23 protein-coding genes are annotated in these 22,336 nt (G+C 55.5%); 10 read left to right on the top strand and 13 right to left on the bottom strand.

Annotated features, from left to right (window positions below; genetic code table 11):
• Positions 1 to 104: 104 nt before the first annotated feature.
• Positions 105 to 164: a protein YpfM gene (gene ypfM / locus QMG44_RS20520; RefSeq protein ID WP_015572204.1), complete on the bottom strand. Its 60-nt coding sequence runs from the start codon at positions 162 to 164 to the stop codon at positions 105 to 107.
• A gap of 387 nt (positions 165 to 551) precedes the next feature.
• Between ypfM and QMG44_RS20515 the strand changes: the two genes are divergently transcribed.
• The 3 genes from QMG44_RS20515 to QMG44_RS20505 are packed head-to-tail and all read left to right on the top strand — an operon-like array spanning position 552 to position 2,262.
• Positions 552 to 902: an ArsC family reductase gene (locus tag QMG44_RS20515; RefSeq protein WP_014171109.1), complete on the top strand. Its 351-nt coding sequence runs from the start codon at positions 552 to 554 to the stop codon at positions 900 to 902.
• Between the two features lie 10 nt (positions 903 to 912).
• Entirely contained in the window at positions 913 to 2,040 is a 1,128-nt protein-coding gene (gene dapE / locus QMG44_RS20510; protein WP_014171110.1) for a succinyl-diaminopimelate desuccinylase, read from the top strand.
• A gap of 24 nt (positions 2,041 to 2,064) precedes the next feature.
• The gene (locus QMG44_RS20505) at positions 2,065 to 2,262 is read left to right on the top strand and encodes a YpfN family protein (RefSeq protein ID WP_014171111.1); all 198 of its coding nucleotides are present in this window, start codon (positions 2,065 to 2,067) and stop codon (positions 2,260 to 2,262) included.
• Between the two features lie 36 nt (positions 2,263 to 2,298).
• Here QMG44_RS20505 and ypfH read toward each other — a convergent pair whose 3' ends face one another.
• The 6 genes from ypfH to dapA all read right to left on the bottom strand — a co-directional run bounded on the left by ypfH (position 2,299) and on the right by dapA (position 8,782).
• Positions 2,299 to 2,994: an esterase gene (gene ypfH / locus QMG44_RS20500; protein WP_032680517.1), complete on the bottom strand. Its 696-nt coding sequence runs from the start codon at positions 2,992 to 2,994 to the stop codon at positions 2,299 to 2,301.
• Positions 2,995 to 3,067: 73 nt separating this feature from the next.
• Positions 3,068 to 5,041: a tRNA(Met) cytidine acetyltransferase TmcA gene (locus QMG44_RS20495; protein ID WP_086532229.1), complete on the bottom strand. Its 1,974-nt coding sequence runs from the start codon at positions 5,039 to 5,041 to the stop codon at positions 3,068 to 3,070.
• Positions 5,041 to 5,910 (bottom strand): neutral zinc metallopeptidase, encoded by an 870-nt coding sequence (locus QMG44_RS20490; RefSeq protein ID WP_020883068.1) that lies wholly within the window; start codon positions 5,908 to 5,910, stop codon positions 5,041 to 5,043. Before QMG44_RS20490 ends, QMG44_RS20495 begins: the two co-directional genes overlap by 1 nt.
• Before the next feature lie 119 nt (positions 5,911 to 6,029).
• Positions 6,030 to 6,743, bottom strand: a complete 714-nt coding sequence (gene purC / locus QMG44_RS20485) for a phosphoribosylaminoimidazolesuccinocarboxamide synthase (protein ID WP_008501631.1) — start codon at positions 6,741 to 6,743, stop codon at positions 6,030 to 6,032.
• Between the two features lie 109 nt (positions 6,744 to 6,852).
• Positions 6,853 to 7,887, bottom strand: a complete 1,035-nt coding sequence (gene bamC, locus QMG44_RS20480; protein ID WP_020883067.1) for an outer membrane protein assembly factor BamC — start codon at positions 7,885 to 7,887, stop codon at positions 6,853 to 6,855.
• A gap of 16 nt (positions 7,888 to 7,903) precedes the next feature.
• On the bottom strand, positions 7,904 to 8,782 hold the full coding sequence (dapA, locus tag QMG44_RS20475) for a 4-hydroxy-tetrahydrodipicolinate synthase (RefSeq protein ID WP_014171117.1): 879 nt from the start codon (positions 8,780 to 8,782) through the stop codon (positions 7,904 to 7,906).
• Positions 8,783 to 8,927: 145 nt separating this feature from the next.
• On the opposite strand from dapA, the gene QMG44_RS20470 reads away from it, so the two are divergent.
• A complete protein-coding gene (locus QMG44_RS20470; protein ID WP_014171118.1) occupies positions 8,928 to 9,497 on the top strand; it encodes a glycine cleavage system transcriptional repressor in 570 nt (189 codons plus the stop codon).
• A complete protein-coding gene (gene bcp / locus QMG44_RS20465) occupies positions 9,497 to 9,967 on the top strand; it encodes a thioredoxin-dependent thiol peroxidase (protein WP_047743042.1) in 471 nt (156 codons plus the stop codon). The genes QMG44_RS20470 and bcp overlap by 1 nt, the downstream gene beginning before the upstream one ends.
• Before the next feature lie 121 nt (positions 9,968 to 10,088).
• On the opposite strand, the gene QMG44_RS20460 is transcribed toward bcp, so the two are convergent.
• Entirely contained in the window at positions 10,089 to 11,153 is a 1,065-nt protein-coding gene (locus QMG44_RS20460) for an AI-2E family transporter (RefSeq protein ID WP_014171120.1), read from the bottom strand.
• Between the two features lie 221 nt (positions 11,154 to 11,374).
• On the opposite strand from QMG44_RS20460, the gene bepA reads away from it, so the two are divergent.
• Together bepA and arsC are read left to right on the top strand one after the other, a co-directional pair.
• Entirely contained in the window at positions 11,375 to 12,838 is a 1,464-nt protein-coding gene (gene bepA / locus QMG44_RS20455; protein WP_020883065.1) for a beta-barrel assembly-enhancing protease, read from the top strand.
• Between the two features lie 18 nt (positions 12,839 to 12,856).
• On the top strand, positions 12,857 to 13,213 hold the full coding sequence (gene arsC / locus QMG44_RS20450; protein ID WP_059305769.1) for an arsenate reductase (glutaredoxin): 357 nt from the start codon (positions 12,857 to 12,859) through the stop codon (positions 13,211 to 13,213).
• Here arsC and QMG44_RS20445 read toward each other — a convergent pair.
• Positions 13,210 to 14,034, bottom strand: a complete 825-nt coding sequence (locus QMG44_RS20445; protein WP_086532228.1) for a helix-turn-helix domain-containing protein — start codon at positions 14,032 to 14,034, stop codon at positions 13,210 to 13,212. The two genes, arsC and QMG44_RS20445, sit on opposite strands and share 4 nt — an antisense overlap.
• Positions 14,035 to 14,179: 145 nt before the next feature.
• Between QMG44_RS20445 and celB the strand changes: the two genes are divergently transcribed.
• Genes celB through QMG44_RS20430 form a run of 3 tightly spaced genes read left to right on the top strand, consistent with a single transcriptional unit; the run spans position 14,180 to position 17,880 of the window.
• Positions 14,180 to 15,499 (top strand): PTS cellobiose transporter subunit IIC, encoded by a 1,320-nt coding sequence (celB, locus tag QMG44_RS20440; RefSeq protein WP_014171124.1) that lies wholly within the window; start codon positions 14,180 to 14,182, stop codon positions 15,497 to 15,499.
• Positions 15,500 to 15,502: 3 nt separating this feature from the next.
• Positions 15,503 to 16,459: a N(4)-(beta-N-acetylglucosaminyl)-L-asparaginase gene (locus QMG44_RS20435; RefSeq protein ID WP_047366201.1), complete on the top strand. Its 957-nt coding sequence runs from the start codon at positions 15,503 to 15,505 to the stop codon at positions 16,457 to 16,459.
• On the top strand, positions 16,459 to 17,880 hold the full coding sequence (locus tag QMG44_RS20430) for a M17 family metallopeptidase (RefSeq protein WP_086532227.1): 1,422 nt from the start codon (positions 16,459 to 16,461) through the stop codon (positions 17,878 to 17,880). Before QMG44_RS20435 ends, QMG44_RS20430 begins: the two co-directional genes overlap by 1 nt.
• Before the next feature lie 56 nt (positions 17,881 to 17,936).
• Here the strand turns inward: QMG44_RS20430 and QMG44_RS20425 are convergent, their stop codons facing one another.
• The 4 genes from QMG44_RS20425 to QMG44_RS20410 form a co-directional block, all read right to left on the bottom strand.
• The gene (locus QMG44_RS20425) at positions 17,937 to 18,638 is read right to left on the bottom strand and encodes a DnaA inactivator Hda (RefSeq protein WP_212479862.1); all 702 of its coding nucleotides are present in this window, start codon (positions 18,636 to 18,638) and stop codon (positions 17,937 to 17,939) included.
• Positions 18,639 to 18,733: 95 nt separating this feature from the next.
• Positions 18,734 to 20,023 carry a uracil permease gene (uraA, locus tag QMG44_RS20420; protein ID WP_014171128.1) on the bottom strand — a complete coding sequence of 430 codons (1,290 nt, stop codon included), beginning with the start codon at positions 20,021 to 20,023 and terminating at the stop codon, positions 18,734 to 18,736.
• 86 nt (positions 20,024 to 20,109) lie between these two features.
• Positions 20,110 to 20,736 carry a uracil phosphoribosyltransferase gene (gene upp, locus QMG44_RS20415; protein ID WP_020883061.1) on the bottom strand — a complete coding sequence of 209 codons (627 nt, stop codon included), beginning with the start codon at positions 20,734 to 20,736 and terminating at the stop codon, positions 20,110 to 20,112.
• Between the two features lie 165 nt (positions 20,737 to 20,901).
• Positions 20,902 to 22,332 (bottom strand): 6-phospho-beta-glucosidase, encoded by a 1,431-nt coding sequence (locus QMG44_RS20410; RefSeq protein WP_020883060.1) that lies wholly within the window; start codon positions 22,330 to 22,332, stop codon positions 20,902 to 20,904.
• Between the last annotated feature and the right edge of the window lie 4 nt (positions 22,333 to 22,336).

Here is a 22,336-nt window from a genome sequence, read left to right as displayed (position 1 = left end):
CGTAATAAAAAAGGCGGCTCTCAGGGCCGCCTTTTAGGGTGTGTGATTAATTCACACTATGGTTATTTTACTTATTTAAGTGCTCTTGCAATTCTTACTGAATGTCATTTACGAAGCATGCCTTCGATAAAATCTTTCCAGTTCCCCAGTTCACGTTCAATCATAACTACCTCTCTTATTATTATGCGCATTCTACGAAAACGTATCATCATTGTGAAGACCGTCTAACCTATCGCTGTGATTGTACCCCGCTACTGTCAGGGATTTATGATAAATATGAACGCAGGGCCTTAAATTTTGTGTGACGCTCAGCAATATTTTGAAATAACCATACAGGCAGGTGAGATTTAAATTACCGCCTGAGTTCATTAGCATTTTCGGTCTTATGGACATCTATGCTTAAATGATGAAAGAATATTCAGCGTACAGTTGTGAGTTGAATTAAGAAGAAGTGTAAATCAAGACAATTCCTGAATGTGTTATATTCCACTTAAGGATATATCTTCGAAATTACTGAACATTTAATCATCATAAGAACAAAAGGATTCACCATGGTTGTGATGTACGGCATTAAAAATTGCGACACCATCAAAAAAGCACGCCGGTGGCTGGAAGCGAACAACGTGGAGTACCGTTTCCATGACTATCGCGTTGACGGGCTTGATGCAGAATTTCTGCATACCGCTATCAAGGAACTGGGTTGGGAGGCGCTGCTGAATACCCGTGGTACCACCTGGCGTAAACTGGATGAAGCCGTCCGGGCTGGCATCAACGACGCCGACAGTGCCGCCAAACTGATGCTCGAAATGCCGGCAATCATCAAACGCCCATTGCTCTGCGCGCCCGGGCAGCCTATGCTGCTGGGTTTCAGTGAAACCCTTTATTCCGACTTTTTTCGTTGAGGTGTAGTTTATGTCATGCCCGGTCATTGAGCTGACTCAGCAGCTTATTCGCCGTCCCTCCCTTAGCCCGGACGACGCAGGTTGTCAGGCATTAATGATTGAGCGCCTGCGTGCCATCGGTTTCACCGTTGAACGCATGGACGTTGGCGACACCCAGAACTTCTGGGCGTGGCGCGGTCAGGGCGAAACGCTGGCCTTTGCCGGACATACCGACGTCGTTCCCGCAGGTGATGCGGATCGCTGGATCAACCCGCCGTTTGAACCGACCATCCGCGATGGCATGTTGTTCGGGCGCGGTGCGGCAGACATGAAAGGCTCGCTGGCGGCGATGGTCGTGGCGGCAGAGCGCTTCGTTGCCCAACATCCGAACCACAGAAACCGCCTCGCGTTTCTGATCACCTCTGACGAAGAAGCCAGCGCCCACAACGGCACCGTGAAGGTCGTTGAGGCGCTGATGGCCCGCAATGAGCGTCTCGACTACTGCCTGGTCGGCGAGCCGTCCAGTACGGAAGTGGTGGGAGACGTCGTCAAAAATGGTCGCCGTGGTTCGCTGACCTGCAATTTGACGCTTCATGGCGTTCAGGGGCACGTTGCCTATCCACACCTGGCCGATAACCCGGTCCATCGCGCGGCACCGATGCTGAACGAACTGGTGACCATTGAGTGGGACAAAGGCAATGAGTTCTTCCCGCCGACCAGCATGCAGATTGCAAACCTGAAGGCCGGTACCGGCAGCAACAACGTGATCCCGGGTGATTTCTTTGTCCAGTTTAACTTCCGCTTCAGCACTGAACTGACCGATGAGATGATCAAAGCGCGCGTTATCGCGCTGCTGGAAAAATATAATCTGCGTTACACCGTGGACTGGTGGCTTTCCGGCCAGCCGTTCCTGACCCAGCGCGGCAAACTGGTGGATGCGGTAGTGAACGCCATCGAGCACTATAATGAAATTAAGCCACAACTGCTGACGACAGGTGGCACCTCAGACGGACGCTTTATTGCCCGGATGGGGGCCCAGGTTGTCGAACTGGGGCCGGTGAACGCAACCATTCATAAAATCAATGAATGTGTGAATGCTGCTGATTTGCAGCTGCTGGCCCGTATGTATCAACGAATTATGGAGCAACTCGTCGCCTGACGAACGCTCTGAGAGGAATAGCGAATGGACTGGCTTTCAAAGTACTGGTGGATTCTGGTGTTAGTGTTTCTGGTCGGCGTGTTACTTAACGTCATTAAAGATCTTAAGCGCGTTGATCACAAAAAGTTTCTCGCCAACAAACCGGATCTTCCACCGCATCGTGATTTTAACGATAAGTGGGACGATGATGACGACTGGCCGAAGAAAGACCAGAAGAAGTGATTCTCTGTCCCCTCTCCTGTGGGAGAGGGGCCTACATCACATAAACTCGACGATATCATCGTCATTTGGCTTGCCGCCACTGAGCGCTTCATCAAAGTAGTGCTTCGGTACGGTATAACGCAGATGATCGAGCGCAAACTGCATGCTGCGGTCATCAATCGCGTGCCCCAGATCGTCTACAATATCCAGCGTCACATCCCCGCCTTCGCGGATCAGCGCTTCCTGCGCGGCAACCGCATGCGAAAGTTCAATCACGCGGTCTTCACCACCGTGGATCAGATGGATCGTGGTCTGCGTCGTCGCGCGTTGCGGTAACGTCGCAAAGCGACCGTTAAAAGCAATCACACGCGACACCAGGCCTGGCTGCGCTTTTACGCTCTCCAGGGACATGATAGACCCCTGCGAAAAGCCAATCAGCGCGGTCGCATCGGCACCAACGCCGCTCTGCTGCTGCCAGTAACGCACGGTGTCGATAAAGACAGGCATGACGGCGTCAATACGTGCCTGACGGTTCTCTTCCGTTACGCCCTGAACGGAGAACCACTGCCGTCCGTTCGGACCACACGGCTCCACTCCGCCAATACTGACAATCAGCGCCTGCGGAAATACCGGGGCAAACCAGCTGCCAATCTGGCCCATATTGACGGCGTTATCGCCAACACCATGAAACAGAAGCAGTAACTGTTTAGCCGGTTTATCAGGGCTTTGAACAACAAAATGATCGTGTTTCATGGCGGTCTCCTTATTTGATGGCCTGGATTCTACGCCTCTCAGGAGGAATGACCATGCCACTTTACTGAAGAAGTCATTGAAAAAATTGCCATTGCAAAATGTCGTCTTTCAGCTGCTGACAGCGTGCAGGTTCAAGGCTTTCAAGCGCTTGCGCCGTTTCACTGCGAAGCCTGGCCAGTAACGCTTTTCGCCCCGAAAGAAGCAGTTCAGCGCTGAGCCGGGCGTCATCACTTCTCGCCTCCACTTTCCCGCGCAGGGCGGGCAGCGGCATGTCCACGCTTAGCAGCAACCGTGTTAACGCCGCGACGGAGGTAGAAAACGCGCGGTGGGCAAAGGCAAAGCCCGCCAGCTCCAGCCAGTCGTCACTATTAAGGGTAGCCTCCCAGCCATCGTCCACCGGGATCTTTTCACCGTTCAGGGCCGATAACACGCGCGCATCGCGGCGCAGTCGCTGATGCGCCTGCTCACACAGCTGTCGCCCCGCGTCGCTGAGGGGCAGCAAGGCCATTGCGGTATAACAGCCGCTGCTGGCTTCGCGATGGCTGCCCATGCGCACCAGCACAAAGCCGCATCGCTGCCAGAAACGCCACAGTTCATCGGTATAGCCAAAGCTCACCGACAGGTAATCCTCGCCGCTTGCGTTGCGGATCAGTGCCTGTCCGATGCCTTCCCGTTGACGACGAGGATGTACCGCTATTCGGGTCACCCGTCGGCCTTTGAGCGTTGCCGCCAGCGGGGAGCCGCCATGCGCGGCAAGGGACTGCGCCACCAGATTCCCGCGAGGACGGCGGAACCCCGCCCAGACGGCACGGCTGAGCTGCGCCGTTAATCCCCCCTCTTCCACCAGCCAGAGCGCCCCGGCAATGACCGAGTCCGTTTGGGCGACGGAAAAGTGCTGGCCGGGCGCGTCCATCATGCGGCGTAAATCAAGCGGTGAGGTGCGGTAATGTGCCGCACAAAGCAGCTCATACACACTCGCCGCCAGCGCCGGGTTGCTCGCCCAGGCTTCCGGAGCCAGAGAGGTCAACTGTATGGCGCCTGTTGGGCTGCGATCGATAAGCGTATCGTCAAACAGCAGTGCGCTGGCGACGACCCGCTCAAGAGGACATCCTGCAGCCCAGCGTACCGGGGTTGATAAGGTATACCGCTGCAACCCGCTGAACCGGCTACAGAACTTAAGCAGAAAGCCTCTTCCTGTTCCTTCGTAACCCTGCACCGTTGTGGTCAGCAGGACGCGCGGGAAACGGTCGACCAGCTTTTCAAGCAGCGGTCCGGGGATGGCGGCGGCTTCGTCAACAATTAGCCAGTCGGCCTGCTCTTCAGAGGCCAGCAGCGCGTCCGGGGCCATAAAGTGAAAACGTTCGCCGGCAAAACGGGCGATAACCTCCGTCGCACCTTTTGATGGCGCGGTGACAATGGCACTGCCCTGCGTGCGGCTCAACAGCATGCCCGCCAGCGCAGACTTCCCGCGTCCGCGCGGGGCCGTAACGGCCACAACGCCGCGTTTCATGGCCAGGAGTGCTGCCAGGATCTCAGCCTGCTCGCGCTGCGGCGCACCGCTGGCGGGCTGCCAGTCAGGGGCGTCGGATCGTGCAGGAAGCGATAAAGATTGGTGCTGAAGCCAGACTATCGCCTCAGGATCCTCGGCAATCGTCCGGCAAAAGTGGTGAATAAAATTTGGTGTGGCGATGGGTTCGGCGCTGTCACTCCAGCGCAGAGAATCGCTGTCAGGTTGCTCCGCCCACACGCCAGGGGGCGGTGCCAGCAGCACCAGAAGGCTACCGGCACGCAGCGTCCCGCTCAGGGCCGCAAAGGCTGAGACGTCAAACCCGGCGCGGGCATCAAAAATTGCGTGCCGGAACTCGCGTCCCAGCAGCCCGCTGATGGCTCTGGACGCGTTATCCGCCAGCCACAGCCAGTCTCCGGGCAAGGCATCACGCAGGGCTGATGCCTGCGTGAATGTCCACTGCTCATCGCCGCTGAGCACCACCAGCCGACGATGACCTTTGTGCTCAAGCTCGCGAATCAGATGTTCAAACGCCACCATTACATGGCTTTGCCGAAGGTATTACACTGCGCAGGGTCACCGCTGTCGAAACCGCGTTTGAACCAGCTGTATCGTTGCTGTGACGTGCCGTGAGTAAAGCTGTCCGGCACGACGCGGCCCTGGCTCTGCTGCTGAAGACGATCGTCACCGATAGCCTGCGCGGCATTGAGCGCCTCTTCCAGGTCACCGGATTCCAGCACGCCCTGCTGCTGCATGTTGTGCCCCCAGACGCCCGCGAAGCAGTCCGCCTGCAGTTCCATGCGTACGGAAAGACGGTTTACCTCAGCCTGAGAAGCGTTTTGCTGAAGCTGGCGTACTTTGGGTTCTATCCCCAGCAGTTTTTGCACATGGTGCCCGACTTCATGCGCAATGACATAGCCCTGGGCAAAATCGCCGTCAGCGCCAAGCTTGCGTTTCATGTCATCATAGAAAGAGAGATCGATATAGACGGTGCTGTCTGCCGGACAGTAGAACGGCCCCATCACCGACTGTCCGGTGCCGCATCCGGTACGGGTTGCGCCACGGTACATCACCAGCTTGGGTTGCTGATAGGTACGCCCCATTTTCTCGAACAGCTGACCCCAGGTTTCTTCTGTGGTGGCGAGAATAACGGAGGTAAATTTGGCCGCTTCATCCTCGTTCGGGCTGATTGAGCGCTCAGAATGCTGCTGTTGCTGCAGAGGCTGGCCGGTCATTAAACCGGTCAGATCGACACCGTAGTACCCCGCGACCAGTACCACAATCAGCAGAATAATACCGCCCTTTCCGCTGGGTAACCGGAAGCCAGGCCCACCCATTGAAGGACCGCCGCCGCTATCGCTGCGCCTGTCTTCTACATTGTCACTTTCACGACGCCCTTGCCAGCGCATAACCACCTCGAACTATTCCATTAATAATAGCTATGATCGTAGGCGGTTAACGGCAAGATTACCATAGGAAACAAGGGTAAGACGCCAAAGGATATACATATCCTTTGGCGATGAGGGAGTTAGTCGAGCTTAACGCCTAAACGGTGAGCAACCGCTTCGTACGCTTCAATCAGGCCACCCAGGCTCTGACGGAAACGGTCTTTGTCCATTTTATCCAGCGTTTCTTTATCCCACAGACGGCTGCCGTCCGGAGAGAACTCATCACCCAGAACCACTTCGCCTTTGAACAGGCCGAACTCCAGTTTGAAGTCGACGAGGATCAGACCCGCGTCATCAAACAGTTTTTTCAGCACGTCGTTGGCTTTGTAGGTCAGCTCTTTCATGCGCGCCAGGTTCTCTTTATTCACCCAGCCGAAGGTTTCGCAGTAAGAGTCATTGACCATCGGATCGTGCATGGCATCGTTTTTCAGAAACAGGTCAAAAAGCGGTGGATTCAGCTCAATACCTTCTTCAATACCAAGACGCTTCACCAGGGAGCCTGCTGCGCGGTTACGAATGACGCACTCAACCGGAACCATATCCAGTTTTTTCACCAGACATTCCGTATCGGACAACAGCGCTTCCATTTGGGTCGGGATACCCGCTTCGGCCAGTTTGGTCATAATGAAGTGGTTGAACTTGTTGTTCACCATGCCTTTACGATCGAACTGCTCAATGCGTGCGCCATCCCCTGCTGACGTATCATTGCGGAACTCGAGCACCAACAGATCCGGGTTTTCCGTGCTGTATACGGTCTTCGCTTTGCCACGATACAACTCAGCTTGCTTCTGCATCTTCATTACTCCTGGTGTGATGATTGGTGTTCAAAACTGGGGATATTATGCCACGCACACGTTTGCGTAGCACGAAAATAAAAAGGGCTGGATTAACCAGCCCTCGTATTTATTTGCTGAATGCAGCCTGGAAGACGGCCACCAGCGCATCGTTCTGCGACTGGGTCAGCGTGTGGCCTTTCGGATCGATAAACTGCAGACTGCTGCGGTTATCGAGGTCACCTACCTGAATCTTGTAGTCGCCGGAAGCCAGCTGTGGATCGGTGGCGCCCAGTTCCTGCCATGCACTGTCAGACAGCGGCTTATAGGTTGCCGTCATGCTACCGGTTGAACGGGTGCTGTCGGTCACTTTCATGCCCACTTTTTCCAGCGTCGCTGGCAGGCGCTGCCAGGTCTGGTTAAACGGTGCACGCACAACCAGCATTGGCAGACCGGTGTCATCCGCACCGCTCTGAACGTCAAACGTCGCGCCGTTGCGGCTCTGCGCTGCGTTAGCGGCGTCGCTGGCGTTCTTATCCAGACCCGCGGCAATCACGTTCAGCATTTCAGTGCTGTAACGCTGCATTGATGCGGCATCCGCAACCGGTTTACCCGCCTGCTCCAGGTTCAACAGCTTAACGGTAACCGCCTGCTGATAACCCTGAGGTTTAACGGAGACTTGATAACGCCCACGGTACTGCTGATCTTCGTCCAGACGGTTCCACTCGATCCAGTCGGTGGTCAAGGTCTGGCTGGCATCATCGCGTTTATCGATGGTGTAGTTCTTCGCCTGAATGACGCTCACAACCTGCGGCCACAGGGTGGTACCGCGGGCGCTTTCAACCAGCAGCGACGCCGTATCACCGGTGAACTGGGTACGCGCCCCGCTCACCAGCGCCAGAGGCTGTGCTGGCGGACGAATATCGAGCGCTTTACCGACCAGGCCGCTGCCGTTGGTCACGGGAATATTGTAATCGCCGTTCTGAATCGGCAGGATCATACCAGCCGGTGCGTGAAGTTCAGCAAGCGGGGTCGCATCCAGATAGGATTCATCACCGCTCACCTGGCGCTTGTAGCGCGAGTCTGAACTACAGGCAGCGAGCAGCATAACAAGCGAAACACTCGCAACCTTCGCCAGGCGCGACTTCTGTACTGAATAAGCCATCAAATCTCCCTAAACTCTACAGCAAACCGGCATGCTTCAGCGCTGCTGTGACAATTTCACGACCGTGGTCGGTAATCGGTGTCATTGGCAGACGCAGCGTATCGGTTGCTACAAGTCCCAACTCCTTACACGCCCATTTCACGGGGATCGGATTGGGTTCGACAAATAATTTATTATGCAACGGCATCAGACGCTGATTAATCACGCGAGCTTCATCAAAGTGACCGGCAGCCGCCAGTTTGCACATTTCAGCCATATCGCGGGCCGCAACGTTCGCCGTTACGGAGATCACGCCATGGCCACCGAGCTGCATAAAGTCCAGTGCGGTCGCATCATCGCCGCTCAACAGGATAAAGTCGTCTGAAACCAGCTCTTTGATCTGATGAACGCGGCTTAAGTTCCCTGTCGCCTCTTTAATCCCGATAATATTTTTTACTTTCGAGAGACGACCAACGGTTTCCGGCAGCATATCGCAGCCAGTACGGGACGGCACATTATACAGAATTTGTGGCAAGTCAGTATGTTCTGCGATGGCTTTGAAATGCTGGAACAGACCTTCCTGAGTAGGACGGTTGTAATAAGGGGTCACCGTCAGACAGCCCACGATGCCGCTGTCGTTAAAACGTTTGGTCAAACTGATAGCTTCTGCCGTGGCGTTAGCGCCTGTCCCTGCGATGACCGGGATACGCCCGTCAGCCAGTTCCAGGGTCAGCATCACCACATCGCCGTGCTCTTCGTGGCTTAGCGTTGCAGATTCACCGGTAGTCCCTACCGAAACGATCGCCGAGGTTCCATTGGCGACATGGTAATCAATCAGCTTCTTCATGCTTGACCGGCAGACATTACCTTTTTCATCCATCGGTGTAACAAGCGCGACAATACTTCCCGTGAACATGAGCCATCCTCTGTGCGAACAAGAGCCTCAATGGTACGTTTGGAACTGTAATAAAAGCAAGCGACCTGAGGCCCTCAGGCGGTTGTATGCATGTTTTTTTTATGCTTTCCTTAGGAAGACTTAACCATGCAAAGGAAGAACAGGTTTGACAACCTCATCACAACATTACCTGGTTATCACTGCGCTGGGTGCTGACAGGCCGGGTATCGTGAACACCATCACCCGCCATGTGAGCAGCTGCGGCTGTAATATCGAGGACAGTCGTCTGGCTATGCTGGGCGAAGAGTTCACGTTTATTATGCTGCTGTCCGGGACATGGAATGCCATTACCCTTATCGAATCGACCCTGCCGCTCAAAGGTGCGGAGCTGGATTTGCTGATCGTGATGAAACGCACCACTGCTCGCCCACGTCCGGCCCTGCCCGCGACCGTCTGGGTGCAGGTTGAAGTCCCCGATTCACCCCATCTGATTGAGCGCTTCACCGCGTTATTTGATAGCCATCAGATGAATATTGCCGAACTCGTTTCCCGAACGCAGCCGGGTGACGGCAGCGCCATTCCCACCCTTTTTATTCAGATTACCGCACACAGCCCTGCCTCGCAGGATGCGTCAAATATCGAGCAAGCGTTCAAAGCCCTCTGTACAGAATTAAACGCGCAAGGCAGTATAAGCGTCGTCAATTATTCGCAGCATGAACAGGATGGAGTTGAGTAATGAACCCACTGAAAGCCGGTGACATCGCACCGAAATTTAGCTTACCTGACCAGGATGGTGAGCAAGTAAATTTGACCGACTTCCAGGGACAGCGTGTTCTGGTCTATTTTTACCCGAAAGCCATGACCCCGGGCTGCACCGTACAGGCCTGCGGCTTACGCGACAACATGGACGAGTTGAAAAAAGTCGGCGTGGAAGTGCTGGGTATCAGCACCGATAAGCCAGAAAAGCTGTCACGATTTGCTGAAAAGGAGCTGCTTAACTTCACGCTGCTTTCTGACGAAGAGCACCAGGTATGCGAGCAGTTTGGCGTCTGGGGCGAGAAGACCTTTATGGGCAAAACCTACGACGGCATTCACCGTATCAGCTTCCTGATTGACGCTGACGGTAAAGTTGAACATGTGTTTGATGACTTCAAAACCAGCAACCACCACGACGTGGTGCTGAACTGGCTCAAACAAAGCGCCTGATCGTTGGGCTGCGGCTTCGCCTGACCCGACCTACGCGGTAAATGCAATACGGTAACGCAGGTTACCGTTTTTGATATTTGCCCCTCTCCCCACGGGAGAGGGTATCAGGCCGCACAACTATCTACTTATCCTCAACCGCGGGCACATCCGGCCACGCGTGAACCACTGCTTTGATCAGCGTTGCCAGCGGAATGGCAAAGAACACGCCCCAGAATCCCCACAGCCCGCCGAAAATCACCACGGATAAGATAATCACCAACGGATGCAGGTTCACCGCTTCGGAGAACAGCACCGGCACCAGCAGGTTGCCATCCAGTCCCTGAATGATCAGGTACACCGCGAAGCAGCTCCAGAACTCGGTCCCCAGACCAAACTGGAACAGCGCAACGCCGACAACCGGAATGGTCACCACAAAGGCACCGATGTAGGGAATGAGCACCGACAGCCCCACCAGCACCGCCAGCAGCAGCGAGTAGTTAAGCCCGAAAATTAAAAAACCAATCCAGGTAGCCACACCCACCACAATCATCTCCAGCACTTTGCCGCGAATGTAGTTGGTGATCTGCTGGTTCATCTCTTCCCACACCTGCCCGGCCAGCCCGCGATTACGCGGCAGAATGCGCCGCACCGCGTTCAGCATCTGCTCTTTATCTTTGACGAGGAAGAAAACCATTAACGGAACGAGGACAAGGTAGACGGCCAGCGTGAGCAACCCTACCAGCGACGCCAGGGAATATTTCACCACGGAATCACCCATTGTCATGATGCGGGCGCGCATGTTTTCGGCCATCGCATCAATGATCCCGGCATCCATCAGGGCGGGATATCGGCGCGGCAGCGTGGCGGCAAAATCGGAAAGCTTATTCAGCATGCCGGGCATATCGCGGATAAGGTAAATCCCCTGTTGCCAGGCCACAGGCATAACGACAAACGACATTAACAGCAGGATGCCGACAAACAGCACCAGGACGATACTGGTCGCCCAGCGACGGGAACAGCCTATATTTTCCAGACGCGCCGTTGGCCACTCCAGCAGGTACGCCAGCACAATCGCGACCAGCAGGGGGGCGAGAAGACCGCTGAAGAAGAACAGAATGCCGAACCCGGCGACGAGAATAACCAACAAAGCAATGGCTTCCGGGTCGCTAAACCGACGGCGGTACCACTGCATTAACATTTCAAGCATACAACCCTTCCCTGAATCGGATGGCGGGAGTGAGAACGTGAATTGTATCTAACTGTCACAAAAAAGACTTTCGCTTTTTGTCTCCCTGCCACGATCCGCAAAACCCTGATGAATGGGATTTTCATCATGCCTCAACACGGCTACACTCGCAGGGCAGTGGAGATGAACGATATACCGGTTCATCGGTCAAATTAGCACATCCCAAATACAGGACAGTGGTTATGTTCAGGCAGTTGAGAAAAACACTGGTTGCGACACTGATTGCCGCACTGACGGTCGGTCAGGTGTTGCCAGCTTTCGCTGACTCGTCCGATTCATTGCCGGACATGGGCACTACAGCAGGAAGCACGCTCTCCATTGGGCAGGAAATGCAGATGGGGGATTATTACGTTCGTCAGCTGCGTGGCAGCGCGCCGCTGATTAACGACCCGTTGCTGGTTCAGTACATCAACGGGCTGGGCATGCGCCTGGTCGCGCACGCCAACTCGGTAAAAACCCCCTTCCACTTCTATTTAATCAATAATGACGAAATCAACGCCTTCGCCTTCTTTGGCGGCAACGTGGTGCTGCATTCGGCGTTATTCCGCTACTCTGATAACGAAAGTCAGTTGGCCTCGGTCATGGCGCACGAAATCTCTCACGTCACACAGCGCCACCTTGCCCGTGCAATGGAAGACCAGAAGCGTAACGCTCCGCTGACCTGGGTTGGCGCATTGGGTTCCATTCTGCTGGCAATGGCCAGCCCACAGGCCGGGATGGCGGCGTTAACCGGTACGCTGGCGGGAACACGTCAGGGGATGATCAGTTTCACCCAGCAAAACGAACAGGAAGCGGATCGTATTGGCATTCAGGTGCTGCAACGTTCGGGCTTTGACCCGCAGGCCATGCCGAGCTTCCTCGAAAAGCTGCTCGACCAGGCGCGCTACTCCTCCCGTCCACCGGAAATTTTGCTGACGCACCCCTTACCGGAAAGCCGTCTGTCGGATGCGCGTAACCGTGCGAACCAGATGCGCCCGGTCGTGGTACAGTCGTCGCAGGATTTCTACATGGCAAAAGTGCGAACGCTTGGAATGTACAATTCCGGGCGTAACCAACTGACCAGCGACCTGCTGGATGCGCTGGCGAAAGGCAACGTGCGTGAGAAAAACGCGGCTCAGTATGGCCAGGCGTTACAGGCGATGGAAGCCAGCAAATATGACGAAGCGCGTAAAACGCTGCAGCCACTTCTCGCCGCCGATCCGAATAACCCGTGGTATCTCGATCTCGCCACGGATATCGATCTGGGGCAGAAAAAAGCCACCGATGCGATTAATCGCCTGAAAGGGGCAAAAGAGGTGCGGACTAACCCGGTGCTGCAGCTTAACCTGGCGAATGCTTACTTACAGGGTGGTCAGCCTGCTGAAGCGGCGAACATTCTGAACCGCTACACCTTTAACAATAAAGACGATCAGAACGGCTGGGATCTGCTTGCCCAGGCAGAAGCGCAGCTGGGCAACCGCGATCAGGAGCTTGCGGCACGCGCCGAAGGCTTTGCCCTGGTGGGGCGTCTTGATCAGGCGATTTCCCTCCTGAGCAGTGCCAGTTCACAGGTTAAGCTCGGCAGTCTGCAGCAGGCCCGTTACGATGCGCGTATCGATCAGCTTCGCGGTCTGCAGCAGCGCTTTAAGCCGTACGAGAAGATGTAATAAAGGAGAATTCAGGTCATGACAGACGCGGTAAAAATCTACCACAACCCACGCTGCTCGAAGAGCCGCGACACCCTTAGCCTGCTGAAGTCGAACGGCATTGACCCGGAAGTGGTGCTGTATCTGGAGACACCGCCAGATGCACAGACGCTTCGTCAGCTGCTGCACATGCTGGGAATGGGCAGTGCCAGAGAGCTAATGCGCCAGAAAGAGGAGCTGTATACGTCGCTCAATCTGAATGACAGTCGTCTAACCGAGGCTGAGCTGATTCAGGCGATGGTTGAAAATCCGAAACTGATTGAGCGCCCCATTGTGGTCGCAAACGGTCAGGCGCGTATTGGACGCCCGCCGGAAGAGGTGCTCGAGATTCTCTAATCCTTACGCCGCAGCGCTTCCAGAAAGGCCTGCGGCGTGCTCTCTCCCAGCTTTTTCTGCGCTTTACCCCGATTGTAAAACTCGCACATCTCGATCAACACCTGCCCTAACGGAACAGCATTCACTCGTGGAATGATGTCGCCGAGCGGTACCGCAACCTGCACGGCCTTGTGCCTGGTCGGCTGTACTTTTACGACAGGTTCACCTGCGTGTAAGTCGGGTTCAAAACCGAAAGTCTCAACAGATTGGATATCAGCCGGACAGGCGTTCAGCAACTCACACATCCAGTTGTTCAGCAGCTGTGATGAAATTCCCGCATAGAGCCGGGCATAACACCAGCCGCTCACCGGTTCGCGCCCCCACAGCAGATGCTGCTCCCCGCCATCATCCATATGCAGCGATAAAGGCTGGTGATGCACCAGCAGTTTTGTGGGTAAAACGCCTGCCTTTAGCGCTTTTTTCCCGTGAAGTTCAACGCCTTTGCGTTTCGCAGAAGCGGGACGGAGATAACGGTTCAGCGTCGCCCGCGAAACGGAAATCCCCAGCACCGCGTTAACCAGCAGCAGGAGTTCATCCAGCGGTGCGCCCGTGATATCACGCAGCGCATTAACAAGATCAACCTGCTCTTGTCTCATCGCTTTGTGTATCAATTTTGGGGTCGTATGGTTGTCAGAAACCCGATCGCGATTGCGCCATCGCCGCACGGTTGTCACGGAAATACCCAGCTCAGTAGCCAGTTCTCTGTCGCTTTTATTGGATTGTTGCAGATAGCGACGGATCCGCGGCGTGGTGGTGGCATTGGCGTGCAATTTGATTTCCATCGCTGTAACTCCATAACCAATCTCATGAGATTTATAATATCTTAGCGAGTGCTTTGTGACTTGTTTCACCTTTCAGCCACCGCGCTTCACTGATAATCCACAGACATAACATAACAACACCCCTCAATCTTGTACGGAGTTCACAATGAACAATGTTCTGGGATTTCTTGAAGCAAAACTGATGCCGCTGGCGGCCAAAACCGCGCAACAGCGGCATCTGGGCGCCATACGCGGGGCCTATGTTTCCTTCATGCCGTTTATCATCGTCGGCTCGATTCTGCTGGTCATCTCCTCTTTTCCGAACCAAACCTATCAGCAGTTTATGTCTCAGGCATTTGGTGAAAGCTGGAGTGCCATCATTGAAATTCCGTTCAACGCGGTGTTCTCAACCATGTCGCTGTTTATCAGCTTCCTGGTGGCGTTTCGCCTGGCTGAACACTACGGCGAAGATCGCATCTCCTGCGGCATTCTGGCTCTGGTCGCCTTTTTAATCCTGACACCTTTTATCAAAGTGGCCGAAAACGGCGGTATCACGGTCATGCCGGTGGAGTGGATTGGCAGCAAAGGGCTGTTCGTGGCGATGATTGGCTCTCTGCTGTGGACGGAGCTGTTCTGCTGGCTGAAGCGCAAAAAGCTGGTCATCAGAATGCCTGATGGCGTGCCGCCGGCGGTGCAGGAATCGTTCGCCGCACTGATCCCGGCCCTGCTGGTAATGATTCTGGTGCTTATTATCCGCATCATTTTCGAAAACACCCACTACAACACCATTCACCAGTTTATTTACGAGGTGGTCGCCACGCCGGTTCGCCACTACGGGACCTCCTATTTCGGCGCGCTGATGACGGTGTTCAGCATCACCATTCTGTGGTCTGTGGGCATTAACTCCGGCTCAATGATCAACGGCATCATTCGCCCGCTGTGGATGGAGAACCAGACCGATAACATCGCCGCCATTCAGGCGGGTACGACGCCACCGCACATTATCACCGAACAGTTTTTTGACATGATCTGGATGGGTGGCGCAGGGGCAACGCTCTCGCTGGTGATTGCGATGCTGATTTTTGCCCGCAGCAAAAACATGCGCGAGGTGGCGCGTCTCGGCGCGGGGGCCTCGGTGTTTAACATCAACGAGCCGATTCTGTTTGGCCTGCCGGTTATCATGAACCCCATCATGCTGATCCCGTTCAATCTGGTGCCACTGGTCCTGGTTACCGTGCAATATGCCGCGATGAAAATGGGTGCCGTCGCTGTGACCACCGGGGTGTTTATCCCCTGGACGTTACCGCCGGTGATCAGCGGATTTATCGTCACGGGGCATCTCAGCGGCAGCGTGATGCAGCTTATCAACCTGCTGATTGGCGCCATGCTGTATCTGCCTTTCATGCGTATCGTGGATAAACAATACCGCGCCGCGGAGATTGCCACCGTGACGCAAACCGACCCAACCCTTGCAAAACAGGAGTAAAGCATGTGGGGAATTATCGCAACCTGGCGAATGGCGCTTGAAGGGGTCACGGAGTCTGCGTCTGCGCTGGCTGCGGGGAAACCGGTAGCAGAAGCGGTGGTCGATGCCGTTGCTGCCGTCGAGGACTTCCCGTTGTATAAATCCGTCGGCTACGGCGGGCTGCCAACCGAAAATGGCGAAGTCGAACTGGACGCGGCGTATATGGATGGCGATACGCTTGCGTTTGGGGCCGTGGGAGATCTGGTTGATATTGCGAACCCGGTACGTGTCGCCCATGCGCTAAGCCGCCAGCGCTATAACAGCCTGCTGGTCGGCCAGGGCGCGCGCGAATGGGCGCTGAGTCAGGGGTTTGCCGACAAAACCATGCTTACCGACCGCGCGATGCAGCATTACCGTAAGCGCTGCCGGGAAACGCTGGACAAAGGCTTAAGCCCGTACGATGGGCATGATACCGTCGGGATTATTGGCCTCGACAAAAGGGGGTCGATGAGCGTGGCCACCTCCACCAGCGGTCTGTTTATGAAAAAGCGCGGCCGTATTGGCGACTCGCCGATTATCGGCTCCGGCTTTTACTGCGACAGTGAAACCGGTGCCGCCACCGCCACCGGCGTGGGGGAAGACCTGATGAAAGGCTGCACCAGCTACGAGATTGTTCGCCGCATGGCACAGGGCATGTCACCGCAGCAGGCGGCGGACTCGGTGGTCTTCGAACTGGAAGACAAACTGATGTCACGCTTTGGCCGCGCGGGCGATCTCTCGGTGGTGTGCATGAATAATAAAGGCGAATTCGGCGCCGCAACCAACATCAAAACCTTCTCATTTGTGGTGGCAACGGCCCGCCAGCCTCTCACCGTATTTCGCGCCGAGCGCCTGCGGGAAAAAACGCACTATCAGCCCGTGGATGAGGAATGGATGCAGGCCTATGCCGCGCGGATCCGCGCGCCAGTTGAGGAGTCATAATGATTACCTTTAAGCTTATCACCGACCTTGCAGACGCAAAGCCCCGGAGTCATCTTATTGCCCGGGCCGCCTGCGCGTTACTGCCGGACACCGCACTCATCGCTGAAATGCGTGAACAAAACGCCGTCGCGGATACCCGCTTTGGCTGTGCCCCGTTTGCCAGAATCACGCTGCTGCCGGATGCGCTCTGGCAGGACAGTCTGACAGAAGGGTTACTCACCGCCCTCCGTCCACTGCTGGCAGCCCCGGTCAGCGCCGATGTGGTACTGGATATCACGGATATTGACGAGGTGGTGCTGACGCAGGTTCTGCGTTTTCTCTTTAACCAGGCGTATGACCTTCGCGATCTGCAGCTTAAGAAAACCGATGGCAAAAGCGTTCGCCTTCGCCATGTCACCGCCCTGTGTCATCCGCAACAGCGTGAAAGGCTGGACGCTCTCTTCCAGCGACAGCGGGCTATTGCCCGAGGAATGGTCGCCGCGCGACGTCTGGCGGATATGCCGTCCGATCGCTGTACGCCGCAGTATGTCGTCGACGAAGCGCAAAAGCTGTGCGCCGCCTTCCCCGCCCTGCGGTGTGAAGTGCTTGATGAAAAGCAAATTATTGAACAGGGACTGGGGCTTCTGCATGCCGTCGGTAAAGGCGCGACCTGTCCACCGCGGCTGCTGGCCATTCACTATAACGGCATCGCTGATGGCCCGGTACGCTGTTACGTGGGCAAAGGCATAACGTTTGATACCGGTGGCCTGTGGCTGAAGGAAGGCGCGGGCATGTACACCATGAAATATGACATGTGCGGGGCAGCGAACGTGCTCGGGTTAATGCTGAGCGTGGCAGAACTCGGCCTGCCGGTTCGTATTATGGGCGTACTGGCGCTGGCGGAAAACGCCATAGGACCGGATGCAATGCAGCCGGGCACGGTGGCCAACGCCTGCAACGGTATCACGGTTGAAATCAACAATACCGATGCCGAAGGCCGGCTGGTACTGGCGGATGCGATCGCCTGGGCCAGCCAGCGTCATCCGCAGGCTCGCTATATTATTGATATGGCGACCTTAACCGGTGCCGTCGTGAAAGCGCTGGGGTACGAGCTGAGTGGGTTAATGACGCAGGACGAAGCGCTACGTCAGGCGCTCACCCACGCGGGGAAACGGAGCGGTGATGAGGTGTGGTCCCTGCCGCTGGATGCACGGTTAAAAAAACAGACCGACAGCGCCATCGCCGACCTGTGCAATACCCCACCCAATAATGCGGCGATCAGCGCATCGGCGGCCTGGCTGTTACACCATTTTTGCCCGCCGACCATTCCATGGGCCCATCTGGATATTAGCGGCACGGCGCTGTGGCGTGAGAACGGAAAAAGCGTGGCCTCGGGCAGACCCATTCCACTTCTGGTTGAGCATTTGCTGGAAGACAGGTGAGTTTTAGCCAGTGGCGCTGGTTCTCCCTCTGCGCCAGGCAGAGGGAGAAAAGCGCATCACAGCTTCAGAATATCTTTCACAAAAGGAATGGTCAGCTTGCGCTGCGCGGTAATCGAAGCGCGATCGAGCTGATCGAGCGTATCAAAGAGCGTGCGCATTTCCCGGTCCAGGCGCTTGAGCAAGAAACGCCCCACGTCTTCCGGGAGTTCAAAGCCGCGCAATCTTGCGCGCAGCTGTAACGCCTGAAGTTTGTCTTCATCCGACAGCGGCTGCAGCTTGTAGATTTGCCCCCAGTCCAGACGGGAAGCCAGATCCGGCAGCCCCAGATTCAACTGGCGCGGCGGACGATCGCCGGTGATCAGCAGCCGGGTTTTCCCCGACTCCAGAATGCGGTTATAGAGGTTAAAGATCGCCATTTCCCACGGCTCATCCCCCGCCACACATTCGATATTATCGATGCAGACCAGTGAGAGATGTTCCATTCCCTCCATGACTTCAGGCACAAACCAGGTACGTTTATCCAGCGGCACATAGCCTACCGCATCACCCCGCGCGGAAAGCTCCGCACAGGCGGCATGCAACAGGTGGCTGCGCCCCGCGCCTTCGCGTGACCAGATATAGATGTATCCGCTGTGTTCCTGACGCAGCACGTTTTGCAGTGCAGCCAGTAAAGAGGGGTTATCACCCGGCCAGAAACTCGCAAAAGTTTCGTCGTCAGGGAGATAGAGTGGCAGAGAGAGCTGTGCCGGTCCGTTCAGAAGTACCTCAACCAGATCTTACATAAAATCGGCGGTGAGTTTAGCACGGAACGTGCAAGGAGAGAACCGGGCGGATCGTCCGCCCGGTTTTACGATCAATGTGACGCTTTTTCGCTGTCTTCAGCATCCAGCACCACTTCTTCCGGGCGCAGGACGGAGATCAGTTTGAAGATCAGGCTCAGGCCCACACCCACGATGGTCGCGAGCGCCATGCCTTTCAGTTCAGCCGCACCGATGTGCACCTTCGCGCCGCTCACGCCGATGATCAGGATCACGGAGGTGAGGATCAGGTTTTGCGCTTTGCTGTAGTCCACTTTCGATTCAATCAGCACGCGAATACCGGACGCGCCGATCACACCGTACAGCAGCAGAGAGACGCCTCCCATTACCGGTACCGGAATGATCTGGATAGCCGCCGCCAGTTTGCCCACGCAGGAGAGCAGGATGGCGATGATTGCCGCGCCGCCAATAACCCAGGTACTGTAGACACGGGTAATCGCCATCACGCCGATGTTCTCACCGTAGGTGGTGTTAGGCGTAGAACCAAAGAAACCGGAGATAATGGTAGAGAGGCCATTAGCAAACATCGAGCGGTGCAGACCCGGGTCGCGGATCAGGTCACGTTTAACGATGTTTGCCGTCACCACCAGGTGACCTACGTGCTCAGCAATAACCACCAGCGCCGCGGGCAGGATCGTGAAAATGGCAAACCATTCAAAGCGTGGCGTATAGAAGGTTGGCAGTGCGAACCAGTGCGCTTCAGCAATGGGCGTGGTATCAACAACACCCATCACGAAGGAGAGCGCGTACCCCGCCAGTACACCGATCAGGATCGGGATAATTGCCATAAAACCGCGGAACAGCACGGAACCAAATACCGTTACGCCCAGTGTCACCATCGAGATAATGATGGTTTTGGAATCCGGTGACTGCCCGTCAGCAGGCAGCAGGCCAGCCATATTGGCCGCCACGCCCGCCAGCTCCAGACCGATGACGGCGACAATGGCCCCCATTGCGGCTGGCGGGAACATAACGTCCAGCCAGCCGGTACCGGCCTTCTTCACAATGAAAGAGACCAGGCAGAAGAGGACGCCACACATAATGAAGCCGCCCAGCGCCACTTCATACCCCAGCGGCAGCAACAGCAGAACCGGTGAAATAAAGGCGAAGCTTGAGCCGAGATAGGCAGGGATTTTGCCTTTACAGATAAAGAGGTAAAGCAGCGTACCCACACCGTTGAACAACAGCACGGTAGCCGGGTTAATGTGAAACAGGATTGGCACCAGCACGGTTGCGCCAAACATGGCGAACAGGTGCTGCAGACTAAGCGGGATTGTCTGTAAAAGCGGCGGTCTTTCACTCACCCCGATAGCACGGCGCGTCATAGTGTTTTCCTCTGAGTAGTATTGTTGTTGGCGTTTTATTCAAAAAAAAGCCGACTATCAAAGTCGGCTTCATTATCGTTATTCGATTATTTAGTACCAAAAATCTTATCGCCGGCATCGCCAAGCCCCGGGATGATGTACCCGTGCTCATTCAGCCCCTGGTCGATAGACGCGGTATAGAGTTCGATGTCCGGGTGCGCTTTTTCCAGCGCCGCGATACCTTCTGGTGCGGCAACCAGCACCAGCACTTTGATGCTGCTGCAACCGGCTTTTTTCAGCAGGTCGATGGTGGCAATCATTGAACCGCCGGTCGCCAGCATCGGGTCAACCACCAGGGCCATACGCTCGTCGATGTTAGACACCAGCTTCTGGAAGTACGGTACCGGCTCCAGGGTCTCTTCGTCGCGGTAGACCCCGACCACGCTGATGCGCGCGCTTGGTACGTGCTCCAGCACGCCTTCCATCATGCCGAGGCCGGCACGCAGGATGGGCACAACGGTAATTTTCTTACCTTTGATCTGCTCAACCTGAACCGGGCCGTTCCAGCCCTCGATGGTCACTTTTTCCGTTTCCAGGTCAGAGGTCGCTTCATAGGTCAGCAGGCTGCCGACTTCAGAAGCCAGTTCGCGAAAACGCTTCGTGCTGATGTCATGCTCACGCATCAGGCCCAGCTTGTGTTTAACGAGTGGGTGCTTCACTTCCACAATCTTCATTCTCTTTCTCCTCTGAGGGGGCAACCGCAAAAAAATCGCGGGATTATACCGCTTTTTTCGGATTGCACCATACCCAACTTGCTTGACGTACATCAAGCAAAGTGTTTTAGAGGCAAAAAAGCCGGAGGGCAAGCTCCGGCTTTTTGCGTTTTTACTCTGCTGGAATTAAAGAGTGTCGCCGTTGCTGGCTATCACCTGCTTATACCAGTCAAACGACTTCTTCTTACTGCGGTTCAGGGTGCCGTTACCTTCATTGTCTTTGTCGACAAAGATAAAGCCGTAGCGTTTTTTCATTTCACCCGTTCCGGCAGACACCAGGTCGATACAGCCCCACGGGGTATACCCCATCAGATCAACGCCATCTTCGACCACCGCTTTTTTCATTTCGCGGATGTGCGCGGCAAGGTAATCAATACGGTACTGGTCATTCACCGAACCGTCGCTCTCCTGCACGTCAATGGCGCCAAAGCCGTTCTCCACGATGAACAGGGGCAGTTGATAGTGATCCCAGAACCAGTTCAGGGAGTAACGCAGGCCCACCGGATCAATCTGCCAGCCCCAGTCAGATTTCTGCACGTACGGGTTGGAGACCAGGCTCTTACTTTCGTCGTAATCCAGCTCCGGGTTATCCGCCGTCGCTTTGGTGGCGAAAGACATGTAATAGCTAAAGCCAATGTAATCGACACACCCCTGCGTCAGCGCCGCGTTATCTTCTTCTGTGATATCCAGCGTGAAACCGCGACGAGCAAAGTAGTTAAGCAGATGCTGTGGGTACTTGCCGCGCACGTGGACATCGGTGAACCAGTAGCGACGGTGCATGGCGTTCATCGCCATCATCATATCGTCCGGGGCACAGGTCAGCGGATAGATTGGACACATGGCAATCATGCAGCCGATCCGCAGCGACGGGTTAATGTCGCGCCCGGCCTTCACCGCCAGGGCGCTGGCCACCAGCTCATAGTGTGCCGCCTGGAACATTACCGGTTCGCGGTCTTCGCCCGGCTCGTACTTCAGACCGGAGTTGGTAAACGGTGCAAAGTCTTCGTGGAAGTTGGCCTGGTTATTGATCTCGTTAAAGGTCATCCAGTACTTCACTTTATGCTGGTAACGTCTGAACACAACCTCCGCAAAGCGAACAAAGAAGTCGATCAGCTTACGGTTACGCCAGCCACCGTATTCGGTGACAAGGTGGAACGGCATCTCGAAATGGGAAAGGGTAATAACCGGCTCGATGCCATACTTCAGGCACTCGTCAAACAGGTCGTCATAGAATTTCAGGCCAGCTTCATTAGGCTCCAGCTCGTCCCCTTTCGGGAAGATACGCGTCCAGGCGATGGAGGTACGGAAGCATTTGAAGCCCATCTCGGCAAAGAGTTTGATGTCCTCTTTATAGCGATGGTAGAAATCGATGGCTTCATGGTTAGGGTAATTTTTCCCTGGCAGCACGCCGTTGGTGATTTCACGCGGCACGCCGTGCGCGCCGGCAGTCATCACATCGGCAACGCTGATCCCCTTACCGCCCTCGTTCCAGCCCCCTTCCAGCTGATGCGCTGCGACCGCACCACCCCACAGAAAATCTGCTTTGAATCCTGACATACAC

The sequence above is a fragment of the Enterobacter sp. 200527-13 genome (genome assembly GCF_027924865.1).
Lineage (GTDB): Bacteria > Pseudomonadota > Gammaproteobacteria > Enterobacterales > Enterobacteriaceae > Enterobacter > Enterobacter ludwigii.
The sequence above is the reverse complement of the archived record's forward strand: the minus strand, read 5'-3'. Positions and strand labels throughout refer to the sequence as shown.

What these genes read in the sequence shown, in the direction of transcription:
- QMG44_RS20515 (WP_014171109.1), top strand. Translation starts at nt 552, where the DNA reads ATGGTTGTGATGTACGGCATTAAAAATTGCGACACCATCAAAAAAGCA.
- dapE (WP_014171110.1), top strand. Translation starts at nt 913, where the DNA reads ATGTCATGCCCGGTCATTGAGCTGACTCAGCAGCTTATTCGCCGTCCC.
- QMG44_RS20505 (WP_014171111.1), top strand. Translation starts at nt 2,065, where the DNA reads ATGGACTGGCTTTCAAAGTACTGGTGGATTCTGGTGTTAGTGTTTCTG.
- ypfH (WP_032680517.1), bottom strand. Translation starts at nt 2,994, where the DNA reads ATGAAACACGATCATTTTGTTGTTCAAAGCCCTGATAAACCGGCTAAA.
- QMG44_RS20495 (WP_086532229.1), bottom strand. Translation starts at nt 5,041, where the DNA reads ATGGTGGCGTTTGAACATCTGATTCGCGAGCTTGAGCACAAAGGTCAT.
- QMG44_RS20490 (WP_020883068.1), bottom strand. Translation starts at nt 5,910, where the DNA reads ATGCGCTGGCAAGGGCGTCGTGAAAGTGACAATGTAGAAGACAGGCGC.
- purC (WP_008501631.1), bottom strand. Translation starts at nt 6,743, where the DNA reads ATGCAGAAGCAAGCTGAGTTGTATCGTGGCAAAGCGAAGACCGTATAC.
- bamC (WP_020883067.1), bottom strand. Translation starts at nt 7,887, where the DNA reads ATGGCTTATTCAGTACAGAAGTCGCGCCTGGCGAAGGTTGCGAGTGTT.
- dapA (WP_014171117.1), bottom strand. Translation starts at nt 8,782, where the DNA reads ATGTTCACGGGAAGTATTGTCGCGCTTGTTACACCGATGGATGAAAAA.
- bcp (WP_047743042.1), top strand. Translation starts at nt 9,497, where the DNA reads ATGAACCCACTGAAAGCCGGTGACATCGCACCGAAATTTAGCTTACCT.
- QMG44_RS20460 (WP_014171120.1), bottom strand. Translation starts at nt 11,153, where the DNA reads ATGCTTGAAATGTTAATGCAGTGGTACCGCCGTCGGTTTAGCGACCCG.
- bepA (WP_020883065.1), top strand. Translation starts at nt 11,375, where the DNA reads ATGTTCAGGCAGTTGAGAAAAACACTGGTTGCGACACTGATTGCCGCA.
- arsC (WP_059305769.1), top strand. Translation starts at nt 12,857, where the DNA reads ATGACAGACGCGGTAAAAATCTACCACAACCCACGCTGCTCGAAGAGC.
- QMG44_RS20445 (WP_086532228.1), bottom strand. Translation starts at nt 14,034, where the DNA reads ATGGAAATCAAATTGCACGCCAATGCCACCACCACGCCGCGGATCCGT.
- celB (WP_014171124.1), top strand. Translation starts at nt 14,180, where the DNA reads ATGAACAATGTTCTGGGATTTCTTGAAGCAAAACTGATGCCGCTGGCG.
- QMG44_RS20435 (WP_047366201.1), top strand. Translation starts at nt 15,503, where the DNA reads ATGTGGGGAATTATCGCAACCTGGCGAATGGCGCTTGAAGGGGTCACG.
- QMG44_RS20430 (WP_086532227.1), top strand. Translation starts at nt 16,459, where the DNA reads ATGATTACCTTTAAGCTTATCACCGACCTTGCAGACGCAAAGCCCCGG.
- uraA (WP_014171128.1), bottom strand. Translation starts at nt 20,023, where the DNA reads ATGACGCGCCGTGCTATCGGGGTGAGTGAAAGACCGCCGCTTTTACAG.
- upp (WP_020883061.1), bottom strand. Translation starts at nt 20,736, where the DNA reads ATGAAGATTGTGGAAGTGAAGCACCCACTCGTTAAACACAAGCTGGGC.
- QMG44_RS20410 (WP_020883060.1), bottom strand. Translation starts at nt 22,332, where the DNA reads ATGTCAGGATTCAAAGCAGATTTTCTGTGGGGTGGTGCGGTCGCAGCG.